This window comes from Belliella calami (assembly GCF_022549695.1).
Taxonomy (GTDB): Bacteria; Bacteroidota; Bacteroidia; order Cytophagales; family Cyclobacteriaceae; genus Belliella; species Belliella calami.
This window is the reverse complement of the sequence record NZ_JAKZGS010000005.1, coordinates 35,647-54,122: the sequence shown is the minus strand read 5'-3', so window position 1 is coordinate 54,122 and position 18,476 is coordinate 35,647. Positions and strand designations below refer to the sequence as shown.

At 38.5% G+C, this 18,476-nt stretch carries 9 protein-coding genes; 8 read left to right on the top strand and 1 reads right to left on the bottom strand.

From position 1 onward, the window contains the following. Position 1: 1 nt before the first annotated feature. The 5 genes from MM236_RS08570 (at position 2) to MM236_RS08550 (ending at position 11,072) form a co-directional block, all read left to right on the top strand. On the top strand, positions 2 to 1,603 hold the full coding sequence (locus MM236_RS08570) for a beta-helix domain-containing protein (protein WP_241274552.1): 1,602 nt from the start codon (positions 2 to 4) through the stop codon (positions 1,601 to 1,603). Positions 1,604 to 1,635: 32 nt separating this feature from the next. Further along, the gene (locus MM236_RS08565) at positions 1,636 to 3,186 is read left to right on the top strand and encodes a beta-helix domain-containing protein (RefSeq protein WP_241274551.1); all 1,551 of its coding nucleotides are present in this window, start codon (positions 1,636 to 1,638) and stop codon (positions 3,184 to 3,186) included. Between the two features lie 330 nt (positions 3,187 to 3,516). Continuing rightward, positions 3,517 to 4,812 (top strand): purple acid phosphatase family protein, encoded by a 1,296-nt coding sequence (locus MM236_RS08560; RefSeq protein ID WP_241274550.1) that lies wholly within the window; start codon positions 3,517 to 3,519, stop codon positions 4,810 to 4,812. A 4-nt stretch (positions 4,813 to 4,816) separates the two neighbouring features. Next, the gene (locus MM236_RS08555) at positions 4,817 to 6,853 is read left to right on the top strand and encodes an alpha-galactosidase (RefSeq protein WP_241274549.1); all 2,037 of its coding nucleotides are present in this window, start codon (positions 4,817 to 4,819) and stop codon (positions 6,851 to 6,853) included. A gap of 226 nt (positions 6,854 to 7,079) precedes the next feature. Beyond that, positions 7,080 to 11,072, top strand: a complete 3,993-nt coding sequence (locus MM236_RS08550) for a hybrid sensor histidine kinase/response regulator transcription factor (protein ID WP_241274548.1) — start codon at positions 7,080 to 7,082, stop codon at positions 11,070 to 11,072. 161 nt (positions 11,073 to 11,233) lie between these two features. On the opposite strand, the gene MM236_RS08545 is transcribed toward MM236_RS08550, so the two are convergent. After that, positions 11,234 to 12,256 (bottom strand): LacI family DNA-binding transcriptional regulator, encoded by a 1,023-nt coding sequence (locus tag MM236_RS08545; RefSeq protein ID WP_241274547.1) that lies wholly within the window; start codon positions 12,254 to 12,256, stop codon positions 11,234 to 11,236. Positions 12,257 to 12,497: 241 nt separating this feature from the next. Between MM236_RS08545 and MM236_RS08540 the strand changes: the two genes are divergently transcribed. Genes MM236_RS08540 through MM236_RS08530 form a run of 3 tightly spaced genes read left to right on the top strand, consistent with a single transcriptional unit; the run spans position 12,498 to position 18,463 of the window. Further along, complete coding sequence (locus tag MM236_RS08540) at positions 12,498 to 15,599, top strand: SusC/RagA family TonB-linked outer membrane protein (protein ID WP_241274546.1); 3,102 nt, start codon at positions 12,498 to 12,500, stop codon at positions 15,597 to 15,599. An 11-nt stretch (positions 15,600 to 15,610) separates the two neighbouring features. Beyond that, positions 15,611 to 16,978, top strand: coding sequence for a RagB/SusD family nutrient uptake outer membrane protein (locus tag MM236_RS08535; RefSeq protein ID WP_241274545.1), 1,368 nt, complete (start codon positions 15,611 to 15,613; stop codon positions 16,976 to 16,978). Positions 16,979 to 17,014: 36 nt separating this feature from the next. Further along, on the top strand, positions 17,015 to 18,463 hold the full coding sequence (locus MM236_RS08530; protein ID WP_241274544.1) for a CBM96 family carbohydrate-binding protein: 1,449 nt from the start codon (positions 17,015 to 17,017) through the stop codon (positions 18,461 to 18,463). Positions 18,464 to 18,476: the final 13 nt, after the last annotated feature.

Sequence of the window (18,476 nt, the reverse complement as noted above, 5' to 3'; positions counted from 1 at the left end):
TATGAAAAATATCCAAATATTGACCTTTGTTTTCATTGTACTTATCATTTCAGTGGCTTGTGATAGGGAAGAGGCCTTTGATCTTCCAGCACCTTCCTTAGTTTTGAGAACCCCTACAAATGATTTGATTGTACAAGAACCCGGAAATGAGATTTACCTTGAATTCGATGTTTTGGCATCAGCTGGATTGGCAAGTTTCATTGTATTGAAAGACGGTGAACTGATAGATGAAATCAATTATACAGATGAAATTTCATCGATTTATGTTTTTGACTACGTTGTTCCACTTGATCAGGAAATAGGTTCGCAAAATGAATTTGAATTTATTGTTACTGATAGAGAGGAAAGACCTGCAAGATTTGATTTAAGCGTTTTGGTCAGATCTACTTTTTCTGAAATTGTCGAAGAAATCAATGGGCAGGAGGTTACTGTGGTCAAGGGAAAGTTGAACAATGATTACAGATTTGAGGTATCAAAAACTTACATGATTGACAGTGTCCTTTCCATAGAAAATGGAGCAACACTCACCATTGATGCTGGATCTACGATATATTTTAAAACCTACAACAATCCAAATGAATTTTCACAGTTGGCGATTTTGAGGGATTCTAGAATTATCGCAGAAGGGAACAAAGACCTGCCGATAGTCTTTACTAGTGACAAGGTTTTATATGGAGAAACTCCGCAGCCCAACGATTGGGGAGGTATTTATATTTTGGGAAATGCACCATCCAATGCCGGCAGCACTTTGATCAACGATGGCTACAGATATGGTGGAAATAGACCCAATGACAATTCAGGTATTCTTAAGTATATACGAGTAGAATATGCAGGGAAAGCTGGTTTTCATGCGATGAACTTTTTTGGTGTAGGTGCTCAGACTACAGTTGAAAATCTTCAGATCTTTAAAAATGAAAATATTGCACTAAGGGTTCGTGGAGGTCGTGTCAATTTCAAATATTTGGCTGGGATAGGCCATGGGGGTTACGGCATCTGGTGTGATGAGGGATGGCAGGGAAATGGACAGTTTTGGCTCTTCCAAACTGATCGTGAAGCGACACTGGTGCCTGTGAATTTTTGGAATATTGCCAGGTCACTGGAAATGAGAAGCAATGATAGCTTCTTCGAAACCGAACCAAGAACCACCTTTAGGATTTCAAATGTCACTTTGATCGGAAATGGTTTTCAGCAAGAAGTGAACAGTGGTTCGAGAAGAGGGGTAAGGATTAGAACAGGAGCTCGGGGAACCCTCCAAAATATGCTGGTGACTGAGTTCCCAGATGATGGCGTGAGGATAGAGGATTTGCCAGTTACAGATTTTGGTCAACAAATGGTTTTGTCTAATACATTCTCTTTCAACAACAGGAGAAATTTTGAACAAGATGCTCCGATTTTTGCCCAAAACCCAAGCAACAATGTCAATACAAACCCTGTGGCAGGAATTAGTCTAAATAACTTCGTGGGAGTTGAGCCAACCAGCTTCAACCCAAGCTCCTTGGGAAACTTCTTTTCCTCAGCACCCTATGCGGGGGCGGTGAATCCTTCAAATGATTGGACTGCCGATGGATCTTGGTTCAAGAACCTGGATGGGACAATTCGATAATCAATATTCATACTAAAATAAAATACATTGCCATGAAACATTTAAATCTTAACCGTTTAAGAGTGCTGATTTTCAGCCTCTCAATGCTCTCACTAGGTATGTTTTCCTGTGGGGATGATGAACAGCCAAACTTGCCAAACCCCACAATTTCAATAGAGGGTGGTAATAGTTTCGAGGTAAGAAGGGGACAGACAATCACTGTTAACCTGAATATTGCTACAGATGGAAATAATAGAGAATTGGTTGTGTATAGGGATGGCGGCGTTTTGGAAGTAGTCCCACTTCAAGCTGCAGCCACGACATACACCTATACAAATCAGACAGTACCGGCAAATGCAATAGAAGGCCAAGAGTTTGATTTTGAATTTGCGGTTTTTAACACGCAGGGTACGAGTTCTGAGAGAGTAGCATTGAAAGTCATAGCATTGGCTTATGATACGATTACGATTGGCGGAGAAACATTGTACAATGTCGAGATTCCGGTAGATGGATTGGTGGAAAATGACATTAGGTTTATTGCAGGGAGGAAATATTTTATTGAAAGCACATTAAGCTTTACTGCTGGATCTTCCTTGACCATTCAGGAAGGGGTTGAAGTATATCTGGGAACTGATGGTGATCTGCTGACCGACATCGTGATCAATGAAGGGGCAGAAGCTGAAATTATAGGCTCAGCCGAAAAACCAGTTGTATTTACGTCGGTGAATGTCTTGACAGAATCTCAGGATTCTGGAGATTGGGGTGTATTCAATATTAGGGGAACAGGTGATGGATCGAATAGTGGGACTTACAGCTATATTAGATTTGAATATGGAAATGCCAGAAATTTCAGGTTACAGAATGTGGGTAGTGGTACTACAATAGACCACATCCAGGTATTTAGGGCAGCAGGAGAAGGAATTATGCCTACCAATGGGGATGTTAATATGAGTTACATTGTGACTACCGATTGTGAAGGTGGAGGATTTAGGATCGGAGATGCCTACTCGGGTAATCTTCAGTTTGGAATTTCATTGATTAGCCAAACTTGGGGTGATAATTCTGAAATGGATATCAGAGAAACAGCTTCCCCAACAATCTCAAACTTTACCGTAATAGGTCCAGGAATGGATGCTGAGAACACATCGGGTATAAGAATGAGGGCAGCAAGCAGTGGGAAGATTTACAATACAATCATTGCGGATTTCCCAAGAAGAGGGCTGAGGTTGAATGACAATGTGAATATCAGTGATCTAAACGGTGAAACAATCTTTGCGTACAGCTTTATATTCAATGTGGACTCCGACCCCTATAGGGATGATACTTCAAATGGAAATCCATTTAGAGGTTTTATCGATGATCAGGGAGTATTCCAGAACCCATTCTTCAACAATGTTACAGGTTTGGATGGTAATACTCCTATTTTGACTGAAATACCAGGAATAGCAACAAACAATTTTATACCTACCACAGCTCAGGTTTCTGAATTCAATCCAAGCACAATCACAGGGTTTTCATCAGCTGCTTTTGTTGGTGCAGTTCAAAATGCCTCAAGTGACTGGACAGCAGGATGGGTGAAAAATCCAAATGGATCTATCAGATAATAATATAAATTCACTGAAACTGGTCCGTCTTAGGATAGGCCAGTTTCTGCTTTTATGTTGTATAAAATAATTGAGCATGCAGATCCATTACATAGCTATTAGTCATAATTGTTTTTCCAATTAGGGAATTTTCTAACCCTTGAAAATTGAGGATTATTAGCATCTTGATGGTTTGCTTGATTTATTAGTGTTAAAAAAGCGGATAAGCAGCTGTTAGATTGATTCAATTGGCAATTTTATACTTTGCAAATATCAAAGTGTTTGTATTTCCTGTATTTAAACTCAGGTCAAAATCAGTGAATTTAAACTCCCAAAAAAGACAGGATATCAATGTTTAAAGAAATCTTTATCAAATCAGCCATCTTTACCTACGTGGTATTTTTTTATTCACTGTCTTTTTCCCAAAGTCTGGAAAAGAATACACCTACAGAAAACCCACAGATTCCATTTAAAGCTTCTGCTATCCCAGACAGGTTGATCATGGGTTTTGGGGAAAATCCCTATTCGGAAAGAGTGTTTACTTGGCGTACAATTACAGCTGAAGCTACTCAAGAACTGCAAATTGCCCAAAATGATGGCTCAGTTGATTTCTATAAAGACCCAGATATTTTTAATGCAAAGAGTGTTCTTTTTGTAAGCCTCCAAAAAGATTCGGCACGCTACCATTCTGTAAAGATAGAAAATCTGATTCCCAATTCGAGCTATTCATACAGGGTAGGAAGTGGGGATAACTGGAGTTCTTGGATTGATTTTGACACCAATATTCTAGAGGAAAGTTTTAAATTTATCTACTTGGGAGATGCCCAAAGTGATTTGTACAGCCTATGGTCAAGGGTGGTGCAGTCCGCATCGAAAAAAGCCCCTGATGCAAAGTTTGTCATGCATGTTGGGGATTTGATTAACCATTCCCAAAATGACTATGAATGGGCTGAGTGGTTTTGGGCAGGTAGTTCCATGATTAATTCTGTCCCACAGATTATTGTTCCGGGCAACCATGAATATGTTAAAAATGAAAAAGGTGAAAAAATAGGGATCAGTCCCTTATGGAACCCACACTTCAATTTCCCACAAAACGGACCAAAAGAATTGGCAAATACAGCTTATTCAGTGGACTATGGAAATTGCAGATTCATCATGCTCAATTCCAATGAACAGATCGAAAACCAAGTATCTTGGCTTGAGGGAAAATTGAAAGATAACCCCCATACCTGGACTGTTGTCATGTTTCACCATCCGGTGATTTCTGCGGCCGAAGGAAGGATCAATGAAGGAGTCTTGAGAAATTGGAAGCCTTTGTTGGACAAATACAAGGTTGACTTAGTCCTCCAAGGCCATGACCATGTATATGCAAGGGGCAACAAAGTCGATTCAGAGCTCAATGAGTGGGATGAAGCATCTGGGACTGTCTATGTGGTATCTGTGGCTGGTAGAAAAATGTATCCCATCAGTAACCACCCATGGATGCAAAAAAAAGCACAAAATCTTCAGACATTCCAGGTGATTTCAGTGGAAACCAATAAGATTGTCTTTGAGTCCTTTAAGACAGATGGATCCTTGTTTGATAAATTCGAAATCAAAAAAACATCCTCAGGTATTAACGAATTGATAGAGAACCTAAACTATTGATTCCATGCAAAATCCTAATGTCAAATTTTGGCTTTATATCTTTTTCTTTTTTGTCAATAGTCAAATAAATGCACAGAACCCCCAATTAACTTGGAATGGAGATACCTTGACTATTTCAAATGATTTGGCTGCCCATCATTTTTTATGGAATGGACAACTCCATTTACTTGGGATAGATAGTTTTGAGGAAGGTATCTTTTGGAAAAGCAAGGCACCAAAACCTGATCTTTTTTTATCGCATGTAGCTGATCAAATAGAAAATGTATCCGTTAGAAGTGCCTACAAAAAAGATTTCCCTACAGAGCATGAATATTTGGAAGTTATCTTGGAATCAACTGAAGATTCATTGGCGATTAGGTATGCATTGAAAATGTTTGCAAATTCAGGAGCACTCTATCAAAAGTCATTTATAAAAGGTAACAAACAAAATATTACCTGGGAATCAAGTATGAATGAAGACTTGATGATGATAGAAGAATTAAAGGAGTCTGGATCCAATGACAATAGGGTTGGGGTCTTTTCAGGAAAGCCTTACCATTTGGATTATGAAGTCATTAGCTTCAAAGAGGCCACAGACTATCATGATGATCCTGTAAGTGTAAAAGTCATTAAGCCATTCCGACAGCCTCAAAAGGTTGATGGAAACATTCTTTATGCTGTAGATAAACATGCAGATAATGCAATTTGGTTTATCAAAGACTCCCCAATAGCAGCATCTCAGGCCAATTACCCCGGATTTGATTTTACCATCTATCCTTGGGGAGTGGCAGTAAATGGACTTGGGATCGGTGAAAAAGAATATGATCCGCAAAATTGGAATGAAGTATATGGTTTTGCAAGAGGGATCAGCAAATCAAATCATTGGTCTAAACAAAAGGCGATTATAAAATACCAACAACAGTTGCGAAAATATGATGCTAATAGGGACGAAATGCTTCTTGCTAATACATGGGGAGATAGAAGCAAAGATTCAAGGATGAATGAAAAGTTTATTTTGGAAGAAATCGAAATGGCTTCCATTCTTGGAATTACACATCTTCAGCTTGATGATGGTTGGCAACAAGGCTTGTCCCGAAATTCAGCTTCAAAAGCTGGGAAAAAGTGGGACGATTGGAATAGGGAAGACTGGAATCCCCATAAAGAACGCTTTCCAAATGGGCTATCAAAGATCATCCAGGAAGGCAATGCAAAGGGTGTTGAAATTTGTCTGTGGTTTAATCCAAGCAAAGCAGAAGAATATAACAATTGGGAAAGGGATGCGGATATACTGATTGGATTTTATCAAGAATATGGTATCAAGGTATTTAAAATAGATGGATTAGCTCTTGGGAGCAAAAAAGCAGAAAAAAATATCAAAAACCTTTTCGATAAAGTCATGAGACACTGCAATGGAAAGGTTGTATTCAATCTTGACGTGACTGCGGGAAAAAGGACTGGATACCATTTTTTTCAGGAATATGGAAATGTATTTCTTGAAAATAGATATACCGATTGGGGAAATTATTTTCCATATAGAACCTTGCGGAATTTATGGTTGCTTTCAGGATATATGCCCGCTGCTAGGCTTCAAGCAGAATGGTTGAATGTAGGTAGAAATAAAGACAAATATGGAGAAGATGATCCCCATGCACCATTTCATGTGGGGCAAAGATATGCTTTTGCGGCTAGTTTGGTTGGACAGCCTTTGGCATGGATGGAATTGAGCGGTCTTGAGGATGTCAAGGATTCCCTATCAACCATAATTTCTGAATACAGAACATTTGCCCATGATATTCATTCAGGTTTGGTTATACCAATTGGAGAGGAACCTTCTGGTAGCTCCTGGACTGGGTTTCTAATAGAAGCGGAAGAGGTTGACTACCTTCTTGTCTACAGAGAATTGACAGACACTGACAGTCATACCTTCCCTCTGCCAAGGAAATATGGAAAAGCTTCCATTCTTTTTGGTGATGAATTTGAAACGCAAATTTTAGAAAATGGGATTCAGGTTAAGTTTCAAAAGCATTATTCTTTCTGTGTTTTCAAGTTGGAAAAGCAATAAAATGATCCTTTTTCAATTTTCTTGCAAATAAAAATTAGAGATCCAAATTGATGAAGCAACATAAATTTAACACAAGAATTTTTGAGTCGAGATTTGTTCGTTATAATTTCATGCTCATTTTTAATTAAATTTAGCAATGTCACCCAAAAACCAAAGCATAAAGCAACTGATTCTTCCAACTTGTTTGTTGATTTTCCTTCTTTGTAGTACTGTGTATAGTCAAACAATGCAAGGTAAGGATCTCAAATTCGACAGAATAGGGATCCAAGAGGGCTTGTCCCAAGGTTCTGTTTTGTGTCTTTACCAAGATTCATTTGGCTTTGTTTGGGTAGGGACAAGAGACGGGCTCAACAGATATGATGGATATGTTTTTGAAGTTTTCAAACATCATGTTAGGCAGAAAGAAAGTATAGGAGGAAATATTGTCTCAGATATAAAGGAGGATAAACTGGGTAATATCTGGGTAGTCACAGAGAATGGATTAAGTTATTTTGATAGGAAATTAGGGTTTTTCAAGAATTATTCACTTCCCAAAAACCAATATGATGTTACAGCATTCAATGCACTTTTAGTAGATGAATTGGGAAGGGTTTGGATTGGCGGAAAGTATGGGTTATTTCATTTTGACATAGAAAAAGAAACTTTTTACCGTGAAGAAAATCAAGATTTTCAATTGATGGGAATGGTAAGTGCTCTTGAAGGTGATTCTGATGGAAATGTATATGTAGGGACGACAAAACTGGGTCTTTATAAAGTCGATAAAAGACTGAAATCTGAAAAAATTACGATCAAGTCTGAAAGTTCCCTAAGTTCTAGGATTGAAACAATCCACATAGAAGGGGAAAATATTTGGGTTGGAACATATGGAAGTGGCTTGTTAGAGATCGACAAAAATGGAAATGTATTAAATCATTATTCTAGCAATTCCTCCGATCCAAACATGTCTCTTTCAAACAACAATGTGAGGGATATTCTCACCGATTTGGAAGGAAATACTTGGGTTGGAACCTTTGATGGCTTGAATATCATTGACAAATCAGGAAGAAACGTGAAGATTGAGCCTATTGAGGCTGATCCCAAAAGCTTGGCTCACAGCAGTGTAAGGTCTTTGCTTTTAGACAGGAAAGGTTCTATTTGGGTAGGTACTTATATGGGTGGAATCAACTTTTTTGATCAAAACAACCAACGTTTCAAACATGCCTATTATCGACCATCGATGCAAGGTTCTCTCAGCTATAATGTCGTGGGGGCTTTTGGAGAATCAAGTGATGGGGAGATAATTATTGGTACAGAAAGAGGAGGGCTGAACCTATATGGACCTGATGGAATGCACCAAGTATCTGGAGATGGTCAAGCTACCATCAAATCTCTCCATGTAGCCACAGATGGAAGGGTTTGGTCTGGTGTATTTAGGAAGGGGTTAAACCATATAAATTTGAATTCAGGAAATTCCAAATCCTATCCCAATGGAGTTCAGAAAGAGTATAATTTTTTGAATAAAGCCATTATCAATTCAATAATTGAAGTGCCGGAAGGGTTGTGGATTGCAACAGATGATCGTGGAGGATTGTTTTTTTTCAATGCCAAAACCTTACTTTTTGAAAATTTCAAAGGAGGGGAAGAATTACAGGAATATTTGGGCAATTATTCCGTAAAAAACATAGCAACATTAGCGGATGGCAAACTTTTGTTGGCTACAAAGGGTAGGGGAGTTGTGTTTTTTGATTCGAATACTGGAGCCTTTACAAGCTACAGCAACATTGAAATAGATGGAGAAGTGATTCAGGCGGATGAATTCAACCATTGTTTTGTCTCAAAGAGTGGCGAGTTTTGGCTTTCTTCAAATGGAGAAGGGGTCTTTAGATTTGATCCCAAGACAAATGAATTTTTCAGATACCATGCCGAAGATGGTCTTTCAAACAATATCGTACTCGGTACAATGCAAGATGACTCAGGGGCATTATGGTTCGTTTGTTACAATGGTCTTACGAAAATGGAACAAAATTCCGAAAACAGCCTTTTTAAAAATTATAATTATTCTTCCGGTTTTCCACTTGAGGAAATCAACGAAGGAGCATTTTTCAAGACAAAAAATGGAGATTTTCTGATCGGGGGAAGTAATGGATATGTAAGCTTCAATCCTAAATCACTCTTTGACAACGATTTTATTCCCCCAATCGTCATTACAGATCTTAGTGTTTCTAATCAGCGGGTTTCTCCTCTGGATGAAACTAAAATTTTGGAAGAAAGTATCTATAAAACCCAAAAAATAACACTGAGTTATTATCAATCTATTCTTTCTCTGGATTTTGCTGCCTTGAATTTTGTCAGGCCGGAAAATAACCAGTATGCTTATAAGCTGGAAGGTTTTGATCCGGATTGGGTTTATGCTTCAGCAAGAAGATCCGTTACTTATACAAACCTTCCTGACGGTACTTATACCTTTTTGGTAAAAGGTTCAAACAATGACGGCGTTTGGAATAATGTCCCCACTTCTTTAGAAATAGTCATTTTGCCACCTCCTTGGAAAACTTGGTGGGCAATGTGCATTTATGCTTTTATGATTATAGGAGGATTTTTGCTGATAAGGTATAATGCTGTGAAAAGTACCCAATTGAAAAGTACCTTGAAATTGGAACAATTGGAAAAGGAGAAATGGAAAGATATCCATGACCTCAAACTCAAATATTTTATAGATGTCTCGCATGAATTCCGTACACCTCTGACTTTGATTTTGAGTCCTCTGGAAGAGATAATCGCTACCAAGACAGGAGATTTTTGGTTGAAAAGCAGATTGAAAATCATGTTGTTCAACTCCAAAAGACTTTTACACCTGATTGATCAGATTTTGGAAATAAGGGAAATAGAAACAGGTCATCATACCCTGAACCCTAAGCCGCTTTATCTTTCAGAATTGCTGGAAGAAGTGGTTGGAAGTTTTAAAGGTTTAGCTGATAAACAAAAAATCAAGCTGGAATTTCAACTGATTGATGTTCCTGCGGTAGCATTGATGATCGATCAGGATAAGGTAGAAAAGATCCTTTTCAACCTTTTGTCAAATGCCTTCAAATTTACCCCTGCTGGAGGAGAGATTTCAGTGGTGGTATCCAAAGCTGAAAAAGGATATCATTTTTCGATCAAGGATACGGGAATGGGAATTGGAAAAGAAGCATTACCGAAAGTTTTCGATAGGTTTTTCAAAGAAGGTAAGGGACAATATGGAGCAGGAATAGGACTATCTCTTACACATTCTCTTGTTGAGATCTTGGGAGGTCAGATTATAGTTCATAGTGAGCCTGGTGAAGGTTCGCAGTTTGATTTGATTTTGGATTTTTTACCTTTCAAAAAAGGGGAGGATGTTGTGAAACCTCCCAAGCCTTTTGTGAAACCCATTCCACTCGAATACCAGCATACCACGCTGATTTCTTCAACAGAAATCAATAATGACCAAAATGAAGAAAAACAATTACTGCTGATAGTAGAGGATAACGTTGAATTAAAAGGATATTTGAAAGCAGAATTCAAAAAATCTTATGATATAGTGACAGCGAAAAATGGCGTTTCAGCATTGAAAAAGGCTATCGAAAAAGGGCCTTCTTTAATCATTTCAGATGTGATGATGCCAGAAATGGATGGATACGAATTTTGTAAATCTATAAAAAGCAATCCGATCCTCAGTCATATTCCAATAATTCTTTTGACCGCAAAAAATGCCCAGCAAAATAAGTTGGAAGGTTTGGAAAATGGTGCAGATGATTATATTAGCAAACCTTTTAACATCATCGAACTCAAGGCGAAGGTGAAGAGCATCTTACACAACAGAAAGCTACTTCAGGAAAAATACCTTAAAGGCAGAGGTGCAATCCCCGAATTCAAGACAAAAATAAGTTGCCAAGATGAGCTTCTGATGGATAAAGTTTACAAGGCTATTCTGGGACAACTTGACAAGCCAAACTTGACAGTTGACGCTCTTGGTGATGAAGTCGGATTGAGTAGGGTACATCTTTTCAGGAAATTGAAGGCTATGACAGGGTTATCGCCTTCTGACTTGATCAAGGAATTTAGGATGAAAGAGGCAAAAAAAATGCTTTCTTCCGGGAAGTACAGAGTAGCCGATGTTTCCTATGCCGTAGGTTTTCAGGATGTAGCCTATTTTGGTAAAGTTTTCAAAAAACACTATGGTCAAAGCCCAAAAGAGTTTAAAACAGAAGAGGATTGATCTTAGGTCGTTTCTTATAGCTACATAGCAGTTTTTTGGGTGAAGCTACCTAAGAAGTAATCAATTTTGGAGGCAATGATGGTTAATCTACAATATTTTAACTTAAGCCATGCTACTTGCTATTTTATCCTGTTTTTATGATCATTTCTGCCCTTCTAATATTATTTTGTGCTGGATTCTCTGATCAAAAGTTCTGTTTTTATTGTTACGATTTCTGTTTGGATGATATCTTCTTCCTCCTCAATTTGTCGGATCAAGAGCCTAGCCGCTGCCATACCCATTTCAAAAGCCCTGTCATTGACAGTGGTCAGATGGGGTTCAATGATTTTGGAAATAGGGTAATTACTAAAACCAACAATAGCAATTTCTTGAGGGATTTTGACCATGTTTTTTTGAAAAACCTGTATGGCACTTACAGCTGTGTAGTCATTTGAACAAAATATACCATCAGGCCTGGATTTTAAAGCGAGTAATTTTTTGGCTACCAAAGCACCTTCTTCATAGCTCAAGTCTTTGGTGAAATGAACAAGGTTTTTTTCCATAGGAAAATCATGTTTGACAAGTGCAGCCTTGTAACCCTCAAATCTTGCTTTAAAAATACCAGTAGATTGGCTTCCGCCTATATGAGCTATTCGCTTACATCCGACTTCAATAAGATGTTCTGTAGCCTTGAAGGCAGATTCATAGTCGTTGATTATGATTTTGTTTGCCTCGAATCCTGTGGGAACTCTATCATAAAACACCAATGGTATCTTCATCCGATTCAGTTTTTCAAAATGTTCGTATGAATTGGTTTCAGTTCCAAGGCAAATGATTACACCTTCTGACATTTTGTTTTGAAGGATTTTGGTAATCTTTGATTCTCTTTTGATGGAATCCCTAGATTGGAATATGGTCACATTGTAACCAGCTTTATAAGCATACTCTTCAATACCACTGATGACAAGAGAGTGGAAGTGAATGTCTATTCTAGGAACAATCACCCCAATGGTCAAGGTTTTGTTCTTCCTAAAGCTAGAAGCTATTGAGTTTCTGGTAAAACCCAGCTCTTCTGCTTTATTGAGTACCTTCTCCTTGGTTTCCTGGCTGATACCAGGATGGTCATCAAGAGCTCGTGAGATGGTAGAAGCAGCCAAACCGAGTTCTTTAGCCAAGTCTTTGAGGGTTGTTCTTTTTTTATTCATTCGATTAAAATAACAAACGTTTGCAATATAGTGAATTTTTGAACCAATAAGAAAATTTATAAAATCAAATTTATAGGCTCAAAAAACACTTTAAATTAGGTTTTAAGCATATTTTCTGAATAAACTAAAATGCAAAATTTGGAAAATTTTATGCAAACGTTTGCATCTTAATTACTAAAATTTTACATTTGAAACAGGTACTTAATTAAAATTCTATTGAAACACGTTTAACATCAATTCTATGAGCCAAAGAATCAGAAATACCCTATATAAATTGGAGGGTAAACAATTCGCATCCAAAATAGGTCTGTCTCTTTTGGTTTTGCTCTTTTTTGCCTTTTCAGTAAATGCACAGGACATTTCTATAAAAGGGAAAATTACAGACAGCAAAACAGGAGAGCCGATTTTTGGAGCTGCAGTCATTGTGAAGGGGACTTCAAATGGTACATCTACTGATATAGATGGATTTTATTCATTAAACAACATATCAGATCAAGATATCCTGAGATTTTCATATCTAGGTTTTGAAACCCAAGAAATCCAAGTTGGAAATTTCAGTGAATTAAATGTCTCTCTTGTTTCATCTACAAGTGACTTGAATGAATTCGTAGTCGTCGGATATGGAGTTCAGGAAAAACGAAATTTGACGGGGTCAATTGTATCGGTAGGAAAAGATGAAATTTCACAAACAAATTTTCAAGACCCTATTTCTGTTCTTCAAGGTCGCGCTGCTGGTGTGCAGGTAACTTCCAATTCGGGAGCTCCCGGTGGTGCTATGACGATCAATATCAGGGGTAATTCTTCTCTGAATGCGGGCAATTCACCATTGTATGTCGTAGATGGTGTACCCATAGAGACTAATGTTACTTCTTCACTCAATGGAACTGAAAATTTTGGTCTCAACCCCCTTGCTGATATCAACCCGACTGATATCGAATCCATAGAAGTATTGAAAGATGCTGCATCTACAGCAATATATGGATCTAGGGCGGCAAATGGTGTTGTTATGATTACTACCAAAAGAGGAAAGTCTGGCAAGCCACAGGTAGATTTGAATATACATTCTGGAATCAGCACTGTTTCCCGAAGGCTTGGCGTACTCAATGCCAGCCAATATAGAAGTGCGGTTTTGGATTCTTATGCGAATGCAAATAGCTCAGAGCCGATCATTCCCGCAGTCTTGGATTCTCTAAGTGCTGTTAATAATGGGGATTTTGATTGGCAAAGTGAAATGTTTCGAGTTGCACGGCAAAATAATGTTGATTTTTCCATAAGAGGAGGTTCCGACAATGTGCGTTACGCTTGGAGTTCTTCATTCTTTGACCAAGATGGAATCATTCTCAATTCGAATTACAAAAGAATTACTTCTCGTTTGAATGTGGATTTTGACGTTTCGGACAGACTTACAATTGGGCAAAGCGTATCTTTTACAAATGCAGTGAATAACAGGTCCAATGCAGCTGGTTCTGGAAACCTGAGTATTGTAAGGGAACTTTTGATTAGGCCTCCTACATTTGCAATGTATTTGCCTGATGGTTCACTGAATGGGTATCAACTTGGTAGGAGAAATCCTGTAGGTTTGGCTGAACTATCCACTAACCTGAACAAAAGCAACAGAATTATTGCTAGTCAATATGCGGAATTTAGAATTGCTGAAGGACTAAAATTCAGAAGTAGCATCAATGTTGATTTCGTTTCAATGAAAGAAGACACATTTATACCTTCAACTCTTGATTTCAGAGAAGGATATAATACAGGTTCAGTCAGATCTTCAAATAACATGACTTGGGCAAACGAAAACATCTTGACCTACCAAAAACAGTTTGGTACTAGCCACAATTTTGGTGCATTAGCAGGGTTCAGTTATCAAGATTGGAAATACGAAAGAGCTGGTTTAGACGGACTATTTTTCGCCAGTGATAATATCAGGACATTGAATGGTGCAGGTACAATCTCCAATCAAGATGTCAATATTGCTACTGAGCACTCTATGTTGTCATATTTTGGTAGGGTTTCTTATGATTTCGAAAGAAAGTATTTGTTTGAGGCCAATATCAGAGCTGATGGATCTTCAAGATTTGGTAGAGACAATAGATTTGGATTTTTCCCATCTGCTTCTGTGGGCTGGAGGTTTTCGGATGAAGGGGTTTTTGACAATTTGAATTTTCTTGATGACGGTAAATTCAGATTCAGTGCCGGAAAGACTGGTAACGAGGCCATAGGGAATTATACTTCGCAAGGTGAGTTTATGGTTGGGACCAACTATCTTGACTATTCCGGTGCCTCCCCAACAGTAATGCCTAATGCCGGACTTACTTGGGAGACTACTACTCAATACAATGCTGGTTTGGATCTTTCATTTTGGGAAAGCAAATTGATGATCAATGTAGATGCATACTTAAAGAATACAGATGACCTTCTCTATAATGTCCCAATTCCACGGGAGACTGGTTTTGATTTCATAACACAAAACATAGGCAGCATTCAAAATAAGGGGATTGAATTGATGGTCACTACCCGAAATATGGATAGAGGTGATTTTAGTTGGAGTACTAATTTCAATATAAGCACCAATAGAAACATGGTCAAAAGTCTTCCTGAGAATGTGCTTACTAATGGTTTTATCCAAAATGGAGCATATCATATCCTTCAGGAAGGTTACCCAATAGGAACCTTCTTCGGTTGGAGGTTTGATGGGGTCTATGCAAGTGATGAAGACAATGTAAATGGAATCACAAATGGAGCCCAAGGGCCTGCATATAGAGGCGGAGACCCAATATGGAATGACCTCAACGGTGATGGATTTATTGACCAAAATGACAGACAGATCATCGGTAATGCTACACCTGACTTCTTTGGCGGGATCAACAATGATTTTTCCTACAAAAATTTCAGCTTGAGTCTTTTCTTCCAATTTTCATATGGAAATGATATTTACAGTGAAATCAACCATCAAAGAAACTCCATTGTAAGGTATAACAACCTTTCTACAGATGCTTTGAACAGATGGAGACAGCAGGGTGATATCACTGATTATCCTAAGCCAGTAAGAGATGACCCTTTGCAATCCATGAGTCGGATCCAAAGCAGATGGGTAGAAGATGGTTCATACATCAAACTCAAAAATGTTCATTTCAGATATAGCTTACCAAACAAAGTTTTGGAACGCTGGAAAATATCAAAACTGGATGCATATGTCACTGCTACCAACTTGATCACTTGGACCAACTATACAGGATATGATCCAGATGTAAATTCATTTAGCGGATTGAGAGTAGGTGTAGATGAGGGCTCTTATCCACAGAGCCGTACGATTATCCTAGGTTTAAATATTGGCTTATAAAGATGACAGTTATGAAAAATACAATAAAAATATTTCTGGGGGTTTTGTTACTGGCCACTTATTCATGTTCGGAGGACTTGTTGCAGAGAGATCCTGTCAGTAGCTTTTCAGCCCAAGGTTTCTATCAAACTTCAAGTGATGCACAGGCTGGAGTATATGGTATCTACGATGCTGTCCAAGCCACATTTTCCACTAATTTCTCTTATTGGGGAGAAGGTCGTGCGGATGCTGTCAGCACCAATCAAGCGGGAGATCCATTTTTGCTTCAGCAAAATACGCTGAACACTATATTGGCTTCTGCAAGATGGAACAATATCTATGAGACGATCAGTAGGGCAAACTACGCAATCAAATATGTGCCTACCGTTTTTGAAGAGGATAGTGAATTTGGAAGACAACTTGTTGCCCAAGCCAGGGCTTTGAGAGCATTATCTTACTTCTATGCTGTGAGGGTATGGGGAGATGTTCCCTTGATTATCGAACCTTATGAAAGTATCCAACAGAATATCTTTCCTGAGAGAACCGATCAAGAACTCGTATTGATGCAAATTGAAGCTGATTTGATTTTTGCATCTGAAAATTGCAGAGCAAGCTTCGGTGGAGAGCGGGATAGGATTTTGATCACGAGAGGTGCAGCGGATGCGATGCTTACACATCTTTACATGTGGAAAAATGATTATGCAAATGCCATTGCTTCTGCAGATAGGGTGATGTCCAACAGCCTGTACTCTTTGGTAACCATCAATGATTGGTCAAGGATATTTACTCAGGGGTATACCAATGAGAGTATTTTTGAAATAGGTTATAATGAAGTCCAAAGAAACTCACTGAGAGTGTTATATGCTTTGGGATCAGATAGTAATTTCTTCCCAAGTCAGTCTTTTAGGGATTCATTTGAAGAAGGAGACTTGAGACAGAACTTGATTTATGACGTTACAGAGACACAGCCAAGAAAAATCTGGAAATTCTTCGGAGAGGGATTTAGTGATGAAAGTCCTGAGCCTTCAGACAAAAATATAGTAATGTTTAGGTTGGCGGATATTATGTTGCTAAAAGCCGAAGCCCATCATCAGTTGGGGCAGACAGCTGAAGCACTTACACTCCTGAACACCATCAGGGTAAGGGCAGGTCTACCCAACTTAGATGAAGCTGCTGCCATCAATCTGTATGGAGATGTGGAATCGGCAATCCTACATGAAAGACTAATAGAATTATCTTTTGAAGGGCATAGATGGTTTGATCTGGTGAGGACAGGCAAAGCGATAGAAGTCATGAATCCTATCAATGGACTGAGTGATGAAGCAAATTTGGTTTGGCCCATTCATGAAGATGCCATAAACAGAAATCCTAGCTTGGTGCAAAACCCATTTTACCAGTAGAACGATGGTTTTGTCAAGGCAAAATTTAAATAAAGTATGATGAAAAATATAAAATCAAACAAAATCATAACCTCTTTGGCTATTAGCTTAGTTGGGGTTAGTATGTTTTTCAGTTGTGTAATTCAGGATAATTTTGATTATCAGGAATCAGGCGTAACTGGCGAATTGGGAGTTTCGGCATTGGAATTTTTTCAGACAAATGATTCTTTTTCAATGTTGAGAAACGCTATTGAGCTTACTGGACTGGAAGCGGTCTATGGAGGAGGAGAGATCAGGACATTTATAGCACCGACAAATGCAGCATTCAATGCCTACCTTCAAAGTAATGGTTACGGAAGTCTTTCTGAAGTACCCGTACCGATACTGAGAAATGTCTTGAGGTATCATATTGTAAAGGCAAGAGTGATCTTTACGGATCCAGAATTGTTTGAGAGTAACCGTCCTTTACCCTACGAAACAGAAAGTGGTCAGACGATGTTTCTTTCGCATAATGCCAATTTTATTGGGCTTATCAATCAGAATACGAGCAGGCAATGGGAGATAGCCACTTCTAACCTTGAGCCGACCAATGGTGTGATTCATGTAGTAAATGCAATCGTATTCTTTTCCGCGCAATCAGTAAATCTTGACGCCCTTGATCCATCAGTCAAAACAGATACAATTTTCCCGATCTATGATGCTTTTGTCAACGGAGGTTCTTTTGCAGGTACCAATTATGGTACGAATCCTCTTTTGAGAGTTAAGAATGTGACAGGTGCTGGTGATTTTGATAGAAGGGCATATTTGCTTTTTGATCTCAATGAGTTTCAGAGTGAAGGTGTAATCACAGACTTAAGGTTTCAGATAGGAGTGGTATTTACGCATGCAAGAAATGACCTGTTGGATCTTTACAATGTCAATGATACTACATGGACTGAGATGGGTTTGAACTGGAACAATGCAACCATGCCTGATGATGGCCCAATTGCTTCATTGAGGACGACCAGAATTCCCGCCTTCAATTATGACATTACTGAGTTTTTTGAAACTAGGGAGTCTAGGGGCAAAATCACACTGATGCTTGATGGGGAAGCTACCAAAGATGAGACAAATGATTTGGCATCAAAAGAACACCCTACTTTCCCACCACCAATGTTAATTGCCACCATAGCAACTGGGAATAGTGTTCTTGAATTTGTCACCAATGCAGGGTTTTCTGTAGAAAGAGGAGGATCAATAGCCTGGGACAATAGTATTCTTGAGATTTCAGGTGCAGGAGCCAATGATATCATCTATACGGTAGAAGAAGTACCAGAAAACGGCTGGATAGTTAGCGGAGCCAGTATTTTGCAAGTTGGAAATAGATTTACCCAAAATGACATCAATGTCATGAATCTTTCATACGTCAATGATGGGAATGGTGCTACAGACAAGATTGTGTTGTCAGCTAGGGATAGAGCAGGTGCCAGGTTAGATGCATTTGAAGTAATGATATCAATCCAATAAATATTCTTTTCAC

Coding starts and splice junctions, on each gene's coding strand:
- MM236_RS08565 (WP_241274551.1), top strand. CDS start 1,636: ATGAAACATTTAAATCTTAACCGTTTAAGAGTGCTGATTTTCAGCCTC.
- MM236_RS08560 (WP_241274550.1), top strand. CDS start 3,517: ATGTTTAAAGAAATCTTTATCAAATCAGCCATCTTTACCTACGTGGTA.
- MM236_RS08550 (WP_241274548.1), top strand. CDS start 7,080: ATGCAAGGTAAGGATCTCAAATTCGACAGAATAGGGATCCAAGAGGGC.
- MM236_RS08555 (WP_241274549.1), top strand. CDS start 4,817: ATGCAAAATCCTAATGTCAAATTTTGGCTTTATATCTTTTTCTTTTTT.
- MM236_RS08530 (WP_241274544.1), top strand. CDS start 17,015: ATGATGAAAAATATAAAATCAAACAAAATCATAACCTCTTTGGCTATT.
- MM236_RS08545 (WP_241274547.1), bottom strand. CDS start 12,256: ATGAATAAAAAAAGAACAACCCTCAAAGACTTGGCTAAAGAACTCGGT.
- MM236_RS08540 (WP_241274546.1), top strand. CDS start 12,498: ATGAGCCAAAGAATCAGAAATACCCTATATAAATTGGAGGGTAAACAA.
- MM236_RS08535 (WP_241274545.1), top strand. CDS start 15,611: ATGAAAAATACAATAAAAATATTTCTGGGGGTTTTGTTACTGGCCACT.
- MM236_RS08570 (WP_241274552.1), top strand. CDS start 2: ATGAAAAATATCCAAATATTGACCTTTGTTTTCATTGTACTTATCATT.